The organism is Lysinibacillus sp. KU-BSD001, assembly GCF_042920265.1.
In the GTDB taxonomy this organism is placed as follows: Bacteria; Bacillota; Bacilli; order Bacillales_A; family Planococcaceae; genus Lysinibacillus_B.
In genome coordinates this window covers 1-15,155 of the sequence record NZ_JBDQZI010000006.1, presented here as the reverse complement: position 1 = coordinate 15,155, position 15,155 = coordinate 1, and the positions used below count along the sequence as shown (strand labels likewise).

The window sequence follows — 15,155 nt, the reverse complement described above, 5'->3', positions numbered from 1 at the left end:
TAAGGAGGATATTAATGGCGGATAGTAAGTTAATATTGTTAGAGAATGATTATGAAAAACATAAAAATGATATAGATAAGTTAATAAATAATATAAAAGAAAAAGTTAAAAAATCTAATCCGCTTGAACTTTTAAATTATTTATTTGAAAGGAATATAGTAAATTTCATTAATTTAACTTCAGAGATTGAAAGTAGCCTAGAGGAAATTTATTCTCAAAGAGCTATTGAATATATTCAGTCAATTTTAGTTTCTCAAGAAAATTCTTATATGGATGGTGGACAAGAGAGTGAATTTGATGACTATGAAGATATTTTAATGGATGTTATCAATTTGTACTATTCTTTAAATGATTATTATTTCTATTGGACTGAAAAAAAATTAAAAGACGATCCAAGCGTTAATAGAGAAAATCTTGCGTATATAATTGAATCTGAATTTTCAAGAGTTGTACGTGGAGATAGATATCAGTGTTATCAAATTGAACATTTTAGAGAAATACTTTCTCCACATAACCAAATATTTGAAGAAACTTTTAAACTTAATGTAGAAAATTTTATCAAAGGATTAGAAAATTTAGAATATATTCTTACTCAAGGAAGACTGGATGAAATGAAGAAAATGGCTGATGGTTTAAATGAATTTTTCAGCCAAGAGATTCAAGTTGATAATGTTACTGATATCAATCAAAAATTTAAAGAATTATTAAGTTTATCTGAAGAAATTCAAAAATTAGATATAATTAAGTTACATGGGATTAAAGAGATAACAGGGTGGTCTGATGAATTTATTGATATATTAAGTTATGGAATTAATGAATATCGAGCTTTCTTTAATGATGAAACTTATTATTCCGGATGGCCGAATTTAGACTTACCTATCCAAAAAAGACCATTTATTAAAATTAATAATATTGCATACGGTTTCGACTATTACTCTATTTTCGATAATCTATATAGAGCTATTCAAAAAAATTTAATAATTGCATGTCCAAGTTATAAAGAAACATGGGCAATTATCCAGCAAGAAACGACTGAAAAAATGGTGGAAAATTTATTTAAAAAAATACTTCCCGGCTGTAATACGTTTAGAGACAATTATTACCCTAGAAAAAAATCATTGAAAGATTGTGCTGAAAATGATTTACTCATAACTTTTAATGATGTCATGTTAATAGTAGAAGTTAAAGCAGGATCATTTATTTATACTTCTGCTTTAACGGATTATAAAGGACATATAAATTCTTTTAAAGCATTGATTGAAAAGGCAGATCATCAATGTGATAGAACCAAGGAATATATAGAGAAAAATACACTTTCAAAAATTTATACGAAGGAAAAAGATTTGAAAGTGGAATTAGACATGCGAAATTATTCTGAAATTTATTGCCTTTGTGTGACGGTAGATAATTTTAATACCTTCACGGCCAAAGCAGAAAAAATCAATTTTATAAAATTGAAGAGTAATTCAATATCATTATCGATAGATGATTTAAGAATATATCGAGATATATTCGATAATCCGTTACAATTTCTACATTACTTAAAAGAACGTAGAAATGCTATTGAATGTGAGAGTTTAGCTTTGAATGACGAGTTAGATCATTTGGGAATGTATTTAGAGCGAAACTTATATACTTGGGATGCTAAAGAAGTAGAGAGTGGGACTAGACTAAGCGGGATAGGTTACAGACAGGAACTAGATAATTACTTTTCGTTGTTGCATCATAATATAGAGGTTAATAAGCCGACACAAAATATGGCACCTCAGTTTAAAGAAATTCTAGATTTGTTAAGTAAAATAGGGAGTGTAGAAAAAATTGGGTTTTCTAATTTCTTATTAGATTTTGATTTTGAATCCAGAGATAATTTCGTAAATCAATTAGAGTCAATTTTATTAAGGCAAAAACAAATTGGTTATATGATTCAAACGTTTGCACCAGGCGAAATGCCATATGCTATATTTGTTTATGCTCCTGATTTGAAAACACTTACAGATAATGATAAGGCTAATTATATTTATGCAAATTTAAATATTATTGGTAATGGAGAATGCTTAGTATATGACTTTTACTATGATAGACAGGATCGATTAAGAGATATAAAGATTTGTTCACTAAAACTGAGCAACCTTCAAGACCTTGATCAAATACAAGACGTTGAAAAAGTGGTTGAATTTATTTCAAAGCAAAGAATAGAAAAATATAGAGAAGTTAATGGTAAAATTGGGAGGAATGATAATTGTCCCTGTGGAAGAAATAAAAAATATAAGAAATGTTGTGAAATAAAGAAATACTAGTCTCCGTAAGCATATTTCATCAAACCTTATTAATTCCTTTGTAAGAGCTATTTTTGAGCCTCAAAAATGCCCTTCAAACGTTGATATAATAAGGTTTGTCTGTTTTGTAGACTGAATACCCGCCGTCTCCATTAATAGGAATCAAACGATTTCAAAAAGGTGAAAACCCTTGATGTATACCGTCTCTACTTTATCCTTTTCCATGACATGAGCATAAACATCCATGACTGTTTGAACGTCACCGATTTCACCTTATAACGTAAAAACACATGAATAAGATGCCACTACATTCATATCCTAAATAAGTAGATTGCATTTGTATTTGCGAAAGGTGGTAATTTTACCTAATGGGTCATTGTATGATACAGTAGCTAGATTACCGCAGAATGTTTTGTGGAATGGAGGGTATTGGAATGAATACAGTAGAAGAATTTGTAGAATCATTAGTTGCAGCAACAGTAAATAAAGAAGTGAAATGGAGCGAGGGTACACCTCAGTTGCGTTCCGTTTTAGAGGAAGTGTACGGAAATTCGGATACGCTTTATATGTTTTTAGATGAAGAGGCTGGGACTCATGTTGTAGTAGCAACGTATCAATATTATGAAGGTGAAGTCGAAGCAGAAGAGTTCATTAAAGACGGCATCAGTATTTTACTTGTGGACGCTGATGATTTTGAGATTGTCAATGAAGTAACAGACGAAGATGTTGAAGATCCATCTATCTTTACAAATCTAATTGAAGCGATTGAATCCGCGAAATAATTGGATCGTTTAATCGCTACAATCGAGGGAGCATTACTTTGAAGGTGAAGAGAAGGAGGCAGTTTGAGCCAACCTTCTCTTTTTTAGTAAGTTTTGATGGTGAAAATTAGTTAATCAATAGACGTGTCCAATTCATTAATTGTAGCGTTACTTTCACTTGGGATGTTGATTGCATTCATTTTAGTGATTGTATAATAAACAACACTTGAAAAAATTAGTCCAACAACCCATGCAATATCAACACCATTCAACATTGTAGCCATCGTTCCGACATACAAATCCGTATTTAAAAATGGAATTTGAATAACAATTGTCACTAAATATATACTTAATGTCACTTTATTAAATGGTCGGAAAATTCCGTCTTTTTTCTCGTACTCGGAATGATGATAGGTATTTCTTTTTAAAACAAAGAAATCGATTAACGTGATCGAACTCCATGGAATAATGAAGAAAAGGACAAAAACTAAATACATTTGAAAATTAGCCATAAAATTCCCTGCACCAAAAGTTGCAATGACCGCCATGATCATTCCTATAAACATCGTAGCAAAAATACGTAAGCGTGCGGTCGTTTTAAAGGAAATAAAATTACTAATAATGGACAACAGTATGATCCCTGCGCCGTATATATTCAAAGAGTTGATAACTAGTACGCCAACTGTTAAAAGTAGTGTAATGATCCACCCCGTTGTACCCATGCTTTTAATTTGGCCCATCACATTGCCATCTGTAACCATTGTCGCACTTAAAGCACCTAAAACCATTAACCATGCGGAACTTAAAAACGTTCCTGCATAAGTGTATTTGAACGTATTTACACTTTCTTTCGGTGAAATAAAACGTGTATGGTCTGCCACATAAGGTCCATATGTAATTTGCCATGTCACACAAATCGATGTCATTAAAATGAAAGCAGATAAATTAAAATTTCCTGTTTTTAAAATAGCACCTTCTAAATTTGTCACTAATAAAAATGTTAATGCAATGAAAGTGACTATATAGACATACGTAATGACCTTCATGGATTTTTGCAAGATCGATTGACCGTAAATAGCAATTATAACCATCGGAATCAGACTGAAAATAACGGTTAAATGTAAATTCCAATTTAACGTTTCCTTTAATCCTTGGCCAACGACTACAATGTTAGTAGAACCATATCCAATATACATGATAAATATAATAATCATTGGTAAAATGGCACCGTAATAGCCAAATTGCGCACGGCTTTGTACTACTTGAGGCAATCCCGATTTCGGACCAAGTGCAGCATGAAGGGCCATAATAATAGCACCTAAGCCGTGACCTACAATGATAGCGATGCAGGACCAAAAGAAATCTAATCCTATAATAATGGCTAATGCACCTGTTACTAGTGTTGTTGAAACTGTATTAGCCGAAAACCATGTGAAGAACATTTCTCTAGCACTGTTGTTACGACTTTCAATAGGAATAAATTCGTGACTTACATTTTCAATTTTAGCCATAATTAATCCTCCCAATTTTAATGATGTTTCATTCATCTATAACCATTACTAGAATAGAAGCTTCATCGTTTAAAATAAAATTGACTGTGATCCTCAGCATCCTTTTATTTTAATGATGGTTCATTAAAACACGACCAATGCTTAGATTGAATTTTAATTACTTGATCGATTGCCTCTTTTTGGACAATATTTAATACATCTGGTGCTTGAGAGCCAGTGAATGGATCTTCCACATCTGTGTAAATGCCTGACATTTCCTCAATAATACGCAATGTACAAAATGGAACGTAGGCATTGCTATATCCGCCTTCATGTACAAACACTATTCGACTATCGCAAACTTCATCAGCAAGTTGTAGCATGATTTTTGTGATCTCGCCAAAACCTTTCGCAGTCATATTCATTCTTCCTAAAGGATCGAACATGCCTGGGTCTTGTCCTGCTGATATTAAAATAAGTTCCGGTTTAAAATCGCGCACGATTGGGGCAATAATCGATTCAAAAGCTGCAATATATCCCGCATCGCCTGTTCCTGCTGGTAGGGGAATATTAATGTTATAGCCTTCTCCCTTTCCACTGCCTACATGATCTGCATACCCTGTATTATTTGGAAAACTCAAGTGCTGATGAATTGACACAAAAGTCACCGTATCATCTTCATAAAATATTTTTTCAGTCCCATTGCCATGGTGAACATCCCAATCTAAAATAAATACGCGTTTTAATCCGTATTTTTCTTGAGCGTATTTCGCCGCAATGGCAATATTATTAAAAATGCAAAAGCCTATTCCCATTTCTGGTTCTGCATGGTGCCCAGGTGGTCTTGATAACGAATACGCATTTTTTACTTCGTTATTCATAACGGCATCCACTGCTTTCATAGCTGCTCCTGTAGAAAGTAACGCTATTTCATACGACCCTTTCCCCACTATCGCATGATCACCAGCATCCCCACCTGTTGTATCACTTAATTGTTTTACATAATCTACATAATTTTGTTTGTGTACCGTTTCAATTCTTTCTTTCGTCGCTCTCTCAGGTTTTAGGATTTGTAGCTGATCCATTAAACCAGATTTATAAAGTAAGTTATTTACTCTTCTCTTAGTAGCAGGATGTTCTACAAAAACATCAGGCTCTAAATAACCACCAGAAGGCAAATATAAAGTTCCCGTCCCATTATCATGCCAGAAAAAACTTTCATCAAATACATACCCCGTTTTCACGCCAAACCCCTCCGATTTTGTTTTAAATTCCAAAATAACTGCGAAAATACATAAAAACCCTCACAAATGAATCTCGTTCATTCGTTATATTGAATCGTAAATGAATCAGATTCATTTGTCAATAACTTGTTTTTTATAAATTTCACTTGAATATTGTTTAATATTTAAAATTGAGCTAGTATTTATGGTAAAAGTTGAAAGTGGGTGATATGTTGGATAAGCAGCAGAGAATTATAAATGCAGCTATAAAATTATTTAAAGATAAGGGGATTGAAGGTACTAAAATATCTGATATTACAAAAGAAGCACACATTGCACTTGGAACATACTATTTATATTTCCCATCCAAACTTGCCTTAATGCCAGCAATAACGAACGTCATGATACAAGATATGATGCAAGCTATTACTCAAAATGTGCCTGAAACCGCTCCTATCGATAAAAAATTAGAAATACTAGTAGATACGGTTTTTGCTGTTACGAAAGACCAGAAACAGTTAGTTAAAATAATCTATACGGGGTTATCGGCATCTGATTATTTAGCTGATTGGGTAAACGCATACATACCTTACTACGATTGGCTGACAAAACAATTAGAGTTGGCCATTCAAAATAATGAAATTGACTTACCTATAGAAACAATGCAAACATCCAAAATTTTATACGGTCTCATTGAATCGGCAGCAGAAAGAGCATATCTTTTCGATGAAAAAAATGAAGAATTAATTGTACAAGATAAGCAGGATGTATTATGTTTTATAAACAAGGTAATGGCGAGATAATATTTCTCGCTTTTCTTTTTAACTTAAAATGAATGAAGTTCATTCATTTTCGATTTTAGAAGAAAAATAAAAACACTTAAACAAAGGGAGTAAACGTCCATTTTTCAACTATAGCCTAAGACGGGTACAATATTGATTCAAAAAGCTGTATGGCACGTTAGTTTCTAGATTGTTCGAATCCAAGTATATGCTGATTTCCATAAAGCAGCTTTTAAATAACGACTGATTTGTAAATCTGTTCGTTCACTTTGAGTATTCAGCTGTGCGAGTATATTCAGGCAATAAACAATCATCGTAATCTACACTTGATTATGCACGGCTTGTTCACTATATCCATAAAATTTCTTAATGTTCATTAGTCAGTAGAAGAATTTTGGTTTTTTCGAGAGTAATTCAGGGAGTTGTGCGGGCTAGTGCCGCTATCTCCAAAAATAAGTCAAGCCTCGATTCACAAATGAATCGAGGCTTTTTATAAATTACTATGCTCTAAAAGAATGTTGCTACTGTATTAAACAAAAGAAGACCCCACATTACTTCGTAGTACTCTTTGAATTCTCTATGGCCAAAGAGGCTAGTTCGCTATAATAATCGACTGCATTTAACGTTTTTTCATCTGGATTGCCTAACTCTCGACTATAAAATGCGATTGTTCCTAATAATTCATTTTTTGAAGAGAGAAGGGGGAATGAAAAACAAGCACGAAATCCATGGACAATTGCAGCATTCCGATACTTTTCCAAAATAGGATTATTTTCAATATCTGAAACGATAACCGGTTGTTTTAAAAAGGCAGCAGCTCCACATGAACCGCCATAAGGACTGACTTCTACTGGCTCCATAGATTGAATAAAGTTTGTAGGGAGAGAGGAACTCACCGTTTCTCCTAATTGATTTAGTTTAGGATTGTACAACATGATGGACCCATACAGACTAAAAGGATCGCAAGAATTTTCAATGCTATTCACAATAAAATGTAGTATTTTTTTTAATGGCGTACCGGATGAAATCATCTGGATAATAGTAGTTTGATTTTCAAATAAGGATTTCTGAACTGTAATCATCATTTTCCCTCTTTTCAAAAAGTTATGAATTGTAGGTGTATCCTTATTTACTATTATTACAACTAATATTAACTATCACCATAAGGGAAACCCCTAAGCGTTATTTATAAAAATCCCTATACTTTACTAGTGCATTCTCTATATTACGTGGGTTATTCCCCCCTGTTCGGTAAGTTTAATGGCTCACTCTCACTCTTCACGGTCATTTTGGGGTGATTTCCGTTGCGCCAGCGTGCTTTCCTGGGGGCGTCCGATGAGCCTCCTCACTACGTTGCGGGGTCTCATCTGTGACGCTAATCCCCAAGGAGTCACGCTGGCTCCACTCCAATCAACAAAGTAACCGTCTGAAAAGACATTTTGAGACGCAACCTTTGCGACGTGGATGCTAACATGATGATGCGACCACCGCAGGAGCAATAGTTCTTAATAGGTAATTAATGAGGATTAATTTATTAAAATAGTTTATCCAGAATTATTTTTGCGATTTTTAGCACACGGAACAGAGAGCGGCGACTCCTGCGGGAAAGCGGAGTGATGAGACCCCGCAGGAGCTTGCGACGAGGAGGCTCAGCGCTTCGCCCGCGGAAAGCGACCGCTCGGAGTGTAGTATATCTATAGCAATCCCGACTTATGGAAATGAACCATTTTAATGAAAAATCCCTACATATAACCAAAATTTGTGATATATATGGTATAGTATTTTCAGAGATTCTAATTTAGGAGGTGCAAGTATGATTTCAGTATTACTTGCAGACGATCATGCCATTGTACGCTCGGGCATTAAACATATGATTAATAGTCAAACAGACATGAAGGTAATAGATGAAGCGGAGAACGGAGAAGAAGCCGTCCATAAAGCATTAGAAAAAAAACCAGATGTAATCATCATGGATTTAAATATGCCAAAGAAGAGCGGTCTTGTCGCAACAAAACAAATTAATGAAGCAAATAATAAGGTGAAGATCATCGTTTTAACGATGCACGAAGGGAAGGAATATTTATTCCACGCATTGCAGGCGGGGGCTTCTAGCTACTTATTAAAAAGTTATCATGAAAATGATTTATTAGAAGCTATTCGGACAGTTTACCGCGGAGAAGCTTACTTATATCCTAATGCTACAAAACTTTTATTAGAAGAATATATGAAAAAGTCAGTTGCCAATGAGAGTAATTTGCAAAAATTAACGGGTCGCGAACAAGAGATATTATCTTATTTGGCTAAGGGTTATACGAATCGGGAAATAGGAGAGATGTTATTTCTTTCAGTCAAGACGATAGAATCCCATAGATCGAAAATTATGGAAAAATTACAACTGAAAACACGTCCAGATTTAGTGGAATTTGCAGTGAAAAACGGCTATTTAGATTTTGATTAAGGGAGTACAAGAGGATGTCAGCTTTAAAGAAAGAGGAAATTAAATTTATAATTTTTTCAATTTTTGCATTACTTTTACTGTTTCGCTTTCAAACGGCACACATATCTGCTGAGGTAGATGATCATTTTTTATTACTACATACATTACTTGAGTTATTTAGTATATTTGTTTCTTTTTCTATATTTGTACAGGCGTGGACAACTTACTCTACCCATCGACTTAAATCGCAATATTTTATTGGACTAGTGTTTCTAGCAGTAGGTTGTTTTGATTTAGTGCATACATTCACTTATAAGGGAATGCCCTTTATGAACGATGAGTTTTCTGCTACCCGTGCCACATGGTTTTGGATTGTAGCACGATTAGTAGAAAGTTTTGGCGTTGCTCTGTTTGTCTTTAGACCAAACCAATTGCTATTTATTAAACGTCGTTCGGGTCTAAGTGTAGCCATCCTATTTGTGAGCATTTGTACAACGATTATTCTTACAATACCAGAACGACTTCCGGTACTACTTAATGAACAAGGGGTTACAAGTCTTAAAGTTTCGCTTGAGTATGTAATAAGTATAACTATTTTTATTACATTTATTACGTTATTAACGAGATATATAAAAGAGTCACGACCAACTATCGATTCGCTTCGCATGATTTTTGCCTTATTTATTATGATGGTGGGGGAGCTCTTTTTTACCCTTTATACGCATGTGTATGCGATTGAAAATCTATTAGGGCACTGTTTCAAATTTATTGCCTACATTTATATTTATCGTGCGATCTATTTCCCTGAGATTCAGCAGATTTTAACTGACAAAGAAAATGCGGAAAAGCAAAAGTTAGAAGCAGAGCTGAAGCTATATGAGGCTGAAAAAAACTTATCCAGACAAGTGTTTGAAGCACATGAAGAGGAAAGAAAACGTGTATCTAGAGAGTTACATGATAGTATCGGCCAATCCCTATTTAGTATTTTAGTTACTTTAAATACGGTCAATAAAGATCAATCCGTAGAAAAGAATGAAGAGAGCCTAGAAATGATAAAGACGATGACACAAGAGGCTATGAAGGAAGTAAAAGAAATTGCACGTTCATTAAGGCCGAGTACATTAGATGATTTAGGGTTTATTCCAGCTATGAGGTCCTATCTCGATTCATACAAACAAATTCATAATAGCTCAGTTCACTTTGAAATACAAAGGGGAGTAGGGAGGTTAAAGCCAGAAGCTGAAACAGCTCTCTATCGAATCTGTCAAGAAGCGCTAAATAATACAGCGAAATACGCGAAAGCAACCGAAGTCTATGTATCGCTCAATACGGATGAAGATGTAGTAAATTTGACAATTAAAGATAATGGCATAGGATTTTGCGTAGAGGATTATTTAAAAAACGCACAGCGAAGAGGTATTGGTTTATATAGTATAAAGGAGCGAGCAGAAGGGGTAGGTGGTTCTGCACAGTTTCATTCTAAAGTAAATGAGGGAACGACGATTGAAATTGTTGTCCCGAGAAATGTAGATTAAAAGATTGATTATTCCCTATTCCCATACGCTAGGGACTTTAACTTGATTCACCTAGGGTTTAAACCCCCACTGAATTTAGGGCATATTTGAAATTCATCCCCCTATAGAAGTGGAGGATTTCTGTACCTGTCACTTCGCTTTCAGTACAATAACAATTTGCTGAAGCAAGTTAAAACATTACTCTTTTGTAGAAGACATCGTTCTAAGTCTTCTACAAAGGAGTTTTTTTGTATTTAGTGGATAGGACGGAACGGCGTTCTATAGGTACCCATCGATTTTTTGTTACAGTTGTCTAATTGTTTGTTTGTAGAACGAGATTAAATGTACATTCATTTTTCTCTACAATCTCAACATCTTCAATACTGTCTACTAATTCTTTAAATAGTTGATATTTAGAAGAGTGGTTTAGTCTTTCTGCTAATGCCTTTCCCTCAAATGTAATAACGATTCGACCATCCTTTTCATTCATAGTGACACTTAATGAGTCAACAGTATTAAGGTTGTCAATAATTTGAATCAAATGTTGAATGAATCGAAATATATTATTCTCTATTTTAAGGGGCTGCCTTTTAAGTGTTCCTTTAAAGTCAATGTCAATCGTTATGTTCTTTCCTTCTTTAAGTAGCTCATAGTAAGATTTAATCGCCCCGTAAGGCCCCAAATCCTGCATACATATTGGATATACACTAATGGAAGCTTCTTTCAACTGATGTAATTGTCTTTCAATTTCTTTCTTAAGTGAAGCTAAATAATCTTTTGCAGAGTCTGATTGTGCTTCCTCGTCTAACGTACGGATTCCTAATAAAGAGCTATATAAAATTTGTTCAAGTGGATCCAATGTTTCATGAGCTAATTGATACTTTTCATTTTCATGAAAATCCCAAATTTGATTAATCATCTCGTTTTTTTGTTTGAATAACTGGAGGAGTTCTTCATAGTCATCTAAAATCTTAATCGCTAATTCAGATTCATTGTCGCTAATTTTGGATCGATAATCTTGAATAAGTGGTTGAATGTCACCAATACGGTTCATCACTATGTACACTCACACCCATCATATTATTTTCATTTCACGTTAACATTATCTCGCAATTACATAACAATAATCTATAGGGTTTTTCCCTATATTTTTGAATTTCTATTTAAATGGGAGATGAACTTTCAGGTGTAAAATCTTTTCCCTCGTATTTATCTTGTTTTGTAAAAATTACTAGTAAAGACTAGGGAGTTTTTATGAGTAATTGAAGGGTATTTCCTGATAGTAAGAATCATTATATCTGAAATAATAAGTGTAAGATTATAACATTTTGAAAATATAGAAAAATCAAAAACATTTGAAAAGAGGTCTGTTTTATGGAAAAGGTGCTTAGGAAATTCAGAAACTTAAAAATGAAATTAATTATTACCTTTTCGGCCATATTAATCATTCCGACGATCGTTATTGGATCGCTAGGATATTTTACGGCCAAAGACTCGGTAGAACATGCAATGCTAGATGGCTTTGGGGGAACGATTCATCTATTAAACGCAAATATTGATAAAACGATTCAGCCCAAAATACACGATTTAGATGTATTTTCTGAAATCATTACATCAACATTATATGAAGGAGACCGTAGTCCCGAAATCCGTAAACAATTTGATACATATATAAAACTACATCCAGAGGGACAAAGTATTTTTGTAGGAACTAACACTGGCATACTTATTCAAGAACCGAGAGTTGTTACAGATCCGAATTTTGATCCAAGGGAAAGAGAATGGTATAAAGCAGCAATGGAAAACAAAGGAGAAACAATTGTATCAGAACCTTTTACAACTGCAGGTACAGATGAACTCGTTGTATCTGTTTCTCGAACAACGAAAGATGGGTCTGGCGTAATAGCTGTTAATATTAAATTAAGTTATATACAAGAACTTGTGAATCAAGTGAAGATAGGTGACAAAGGGTATGCCTTTCTTTTAGATGAAAGTAGAAATTACATCTCTCATCCAGTCAATGCAGCAGGAAGCAAAGCTCAAGGCGCTTTCCACGACATCATCTATGAAAAAGAAAAAGGAAGCATGGATGTTGTATTTAATGGTGAAGATCGAATACTTGCCTTTGCAACGAATGAATTAACAGGGTGGAAAATAGCAGGTACCGTTATTACAGATGAGGTGAAAGATGCGGCAGCACCAATTCTTAAAAATGCATTATTAGTTATTGGGATTGCAATAATCGTAGGAGCGGTAGTGATTTTCTTTGTTATCAGATCCATCATTATACCTATAAACGAATTGAAGGAAAAAGCGGTTACCATTAGTCAAGGAGATTTAACCGAGCAGATTCAGGTGAGATCAAATGATGAAATCGGTCAATTAGGGCATGCATTCAATGATATGCAGGAAAGCCTTCGAGAATTAGTTTACAAGGTTGCAGAAAGTGCAGAACAAGTAGCATCCTCAGCAGAAGAATTATCAGCAAGTGCTGAAGAAACTAGCGCTGCCACTGGGCAAGTAGCAGTTTCCATTCAAGAAGTGGCAAGTAATGCTGATAAGCAAAAGACAGGGGTAGATAATACAGCTAAAGCGTTAGAAGAAGTTTCAGAGGGTGCAATGAGAATTGCGAATAATTCAACGGTAGTTTCAGAATTATCTCGCCATACGATAGTACAAGCAGAAGAAGGCGGTACAGCTGTTAGGGACACAGTGAACCAAATGCAGTCCATCAATCAGTCTGTAATGGAATCAAACACAACAATACAATCTTTGTATGAAAGTTCTAAAGAAGTGAGTTCAATACTGAATGTCATCACGGGTATAGCCGATCAAACGAATCTGCTTGCATTAAATGCTGCAATCGAGGCAGCTAGAGCTGGTGAACACGGCAAAGGATTTGCAGTTGTGGCGGATGAGGTACGGAAACTTGCCGAACAATCTCAAACCTCTGCACAAGAAATTCATAACATTGTAAGTAGAATCCAAAAAGATACAGAAAGTACGGTACAAACGATGGTTCGTGTGACAAATGATGTGCATGCTGGAGTAGAAGTTTCCAATAAAGCAATTGAAAAATTCAACCAGATTATTCAGGGAACAAAGGAAATCACTCCGCAGATGGAGGATGTTTCAGCAACTGTTCAAGAAATGTCAGCTGCAATCCAGGAAATCATGGCTATTGCACATGATGTAGTCATTGCAGCACAAGGAAACGCAGTAAAATCAGAAGAAGTAGCAGCATCTGCAGAAGAACAGCTAGCCGCTATGGAAGAAATATCTCAATCAGCAAACGGCCTTTCCTCTATGGCGGAAAATCTAAATTGTTCTATTGCCAAATTCAGATATTAGTCATATATAAATCATCTTAAAACTGTCGATATTGAACGGTCAAAACAAACCCGTGCGAGCAAAACCTTGCCGTATCCGAGCAAAAGCGCGCGGTAAACGGTCAAAAAGCTACGGTATCCGAGCAAAAAGTCGCTGCATTCGGGCAAAACAAACCAGTGCAAGCAAAACCTTACCGTATCCGAGCAAAACACATCGGTGCGAGCAAACCCTTGCCATATCCGAGCAAAAGCGGGTTTGGGGGTTGCGAAGAGGTGAATAATGGTTATCAATTATCAAAAAAGGTCTATAGAAAGGAACTCAAAGGCGGATATTGAGAGGTTTAAGGGGTGTTGTTAATGAAAGATTATAAGCTTTATAGTTTTTATTGGTACAATATCCGCTGTCCCCAGACATAGGAATCAACAGATTTAAAAAAGACCGTAATCCTAAGTCTTCAATGAAAAACACCTTCGTTAATAAGTATTGGGTAATCATCTGATACCCGATTCTTCAACGAAAGGTGTTTTTATTTGTCACATTTTATTAGGTCAGTCCGAGCATTCCTGTTAATACTAAGATTATTTTTTCATGCACGTCCTCCCCCAATGGAAAGTGAACTTTTCGCGCTTTTGTATCGTTTCATTCGGTGTTTATTCCCCAAAAACTTTCTAACAACCATATTCTAATGTTCAAAAACGTGTGCATATGAGCATAAAGCGAAGTGATAGGAATATAATGTAATTTGGAAGCAGAAAGGTAAAAAGAGGGAAAAGTCTACATCAATCGAATTTAAAACTTAGTATCTCATAATGAGCAAAAATACATCCTAAAAACACCAGTCAAATAGTGAAAGGTATGTATCATAGCCTCCGCGCTTTGCCACAGCCTGCACAGGAGCTAAAACAGGCACGGCCTGTTTGGATCTCCTGTTCCTGCTCCTGACGCTACGCTTTCGTCGCAAAGAGAATCTTGGCTCCTGTGGCTATGGCGCGCTACGGCAAAAGTGAATACTTCTCAATCTGCTAGAAAAATAGTTTTCTTTTCTAAAAGAAATCATTTTCTTTCCATTTGCACGTATAATTTCCCAGTATCTACTGTAATGAATGTGAATCTTTCATTATTTTTAGACAACCGATTTCTTACCTTCAGTCAATAGCTTTTAAGAAAATAATTATGTGTTGAAAAGATTTTTTTTGGAGGGTGGGGGTACCCCCACCCTCCAAAAAAATTACGCACGCCAAATAGACCTCACGATTTTTATTTTTTTCGAAAGGTCAATGTGCTATAGTTAAATTACTTTGATTACGATTTCTGAGCTGGTAGTGCGGACTCATAATCGTAC

The 15,155-nt window shown here is 34.9% G+C and carries 10 protein-coding genes and 1 pseudogene; 6 read left to right on the top strand and 5 right to left on the bottom strand.

The window, feature by feature from the left end; genetic code table 11:
• Nucleotides 1-14: 14 nt before the first annotated feature.
• Both AAGS61_RS10530 and AAGS61_RS10525 read left to right on the top strand, forming a co-directional pair.
• Nucleotides 15-2,297 carry an SEC-C metal-binding domain-containing protein gene (locus AAGS61_RS10530; protein ID WP_391371194.1) on the top strand — a complete coding sequence of 761 codons (2,283 nt, stop codon included), beginning with the start codon at nucleotides 15-17 and terminating at the stop codon, nucleotides 2,295-2,297.
• A gap of 413 nt (nucleotides 2,298-2,710) precedes the next feature.
• Entirely contained in the window at nucleotides 2,711-3,058 is a 348-nt protein-coding gene (locus tag AAGS61_RS10525) for a hypothetical protein (RefSeq protein ID WP_391371191.1), read from the top strand.
• A gap of 110 nt (nucleotides 3,059-3,168) precedes the next feature.
• Here the strand turns inward: AAGS61_RS10525 and AAGS61_RS10520 are convergent, their stop codons facing one another.
• The gene (locus tag AAGS61_RS10520) at nucleotides 3,169-4,548 is read right to left on the bottom strand and encodes a purine-cytosine permease family protein (RefSeq protein WP_391371188.1); all 1,380 of its coding nucleotides are present in this window, start codon (nucleotides 4,546-4,548) and stop codon (nucleotides 3,169-3,171) included.
• Nucleotides 4,549-4,652: 104 nt separating this feature from the next.
• Complete coding sequence (locus AAGS61_RS10515) at nucleotides 4,653-5,771, bottom strand: class II histone deacetylase (protein WP_391371186.1); 1,119 nt, start codon at nucleotides 5,769-5,771, stop codon at nucleotides 4,653-4,655.
• Nucleotides 5,772-5,983: 212 nt separating this feature from the next.
• Here AAGS61_RS10515 and AAGS61_RS10510 point away from each other — a divergent pair, with 212 nt between their 5' ends.
• Entirely contained in the window at nucleotides 5,984-6,553 is a 570-nt protein-coding gene (locus tag AAGS61_RS10510; protein WP_391371183.1) for a TetR family transcriptional regulator, read from the top strand.
• A gap of 164 nt (nucleotides 6,554-6,717) precedes the next feature.
• On the opposite strand, the pseudogene AAGS61_RS10505 reads toward AAGS61_RS10510, so the two are convergent.
• Nucleotides 6,718-6,909: pseudogene (locus AAGS61_RS10505) on the bottom strand (IS4 family transposase); the annotation flags it as partial.
• Nucleotides 6,910-7,083: 174 nt separating this feature from the next.
• A complete protein-coding gene (locus AAGS61_RS10500; protein WP_391371180.1) occupies nucleotides 7,084-7,614 on the bottom strand; it encodes a GAF domain-containing protein in 531 nt (176 codons plus the stop codon).
• Nucleotides 7,615-8,345: 731 nt separating this feature from the next.
• Between AAGS61_RS10500 and AAGS61_RS10495 the strand changes: the two genes are divergently transcribed.
• Nucleotides 8,346-8,990: a response regulator gene (locus AAGS61_RS10495; RefSeq protein WP_391371178.1), complete on the top strand. Its 645-nt coding sequence runs from the start codon at nucleotides 8,346-8,348 to the stop codon at nucleotides 8,988-8,990.
• 14 nt (nucleotides 8,991-9,004) lie between these two features.
• Complete coding sequence (locus AAGS61_RS10490; protein WP_391371175.1) at nucleotides 9,005-10,504, top strand: MASE3 domain-containing protein; 1,500 nt, start codon at nucleotides 9,005-9,007, stop codon at nucleotides 10,502-10,504.
• A 292-nt stretch (nucleotides 10,505-10,796) separates the two neighbouring features.
• Here AAGS61_RS10490 and AAGS61_RS10485 read toward each other — a convergent pair whose 3' ends face one another.
• Nucleotides 10,797-11,540, bottom strand: coding sequence for a hypothetical protein (locus AAGS61_RS10485; protein ID WP_391371172.1), 744 nt, complete (start codon nucleotides 11,538-11,540; stop codon nucleotides 10,797-10,799).
• A gap of 317 nt (nucleotides 11,541-11,857) precedes the next feature.
• Between AAGS61_RS10485 and AAGS61_RS10480 the strand changes: the two genes are divergently transcribed.
• On the top strand, nucleotides 11,858-13,834 hold the full coding sequence (locus AAGS61_RS10480; protein ID WP_391371169.1) for a methyl-accepting chemotaxis protein: 1,977 nt from the start codon (nucleotides 11,858-11,860) through the stop codon (nucleotides 13,832-13,834).
• Nucleotides 13,835-15,155 lie beyond the last annotated feature (1,321 nt).

Coding starts and splice junctions, on each gene's coding strand:
- AAGS61_RS10530 (WP_391371194.1), top strand. CDS start 15: ATGGCGGATAGTAAGTTAATATTGTTAGAGAATGATTATGAAAAACAT.
- AAGS61_RS10525 (WP_391371191.1), top strand. CDS start 2,711: ATGAATACAGTAGAAGAATTTGTAGAATCATTAGTTGCAGCAACAGTA.
- AAGS61_RS10520 (WP_391371188.1), bottom strand. CDS start 4,548: ATGGCTAAAATTGAAAATGTAAGTCACGAATTTATTCCTATTGAAAGT.
- AAGS61_RS10500 (WP_391371180.1), bottom strand. CDS start 7,614: ATGATTACAGTTCAGAAATCCTTATTTGAAAATCAAACTACTATTATC.
- AAGS61_RS10495 (WP_391371178.1), top strand. CDS start 8,346: ATGATTTCAGTATTACTTGCAGACGATCATGCCATTGTACGCTCGGGC.
- AAGS61_RS10490 (WP_391371175.1), top strand. CDS start 9,005: ATGTCAGCTTTAAAGAAAGAGGAAATTAAATTTATAATTTTTTCAATT.
- AAGS61_RS10480 (WP_391371169.1), top strand. CDS start 11,858: ATGGAAAAGGTGCTTAGGAAATTCAGAAACTTAAAAATGAAATTAATT.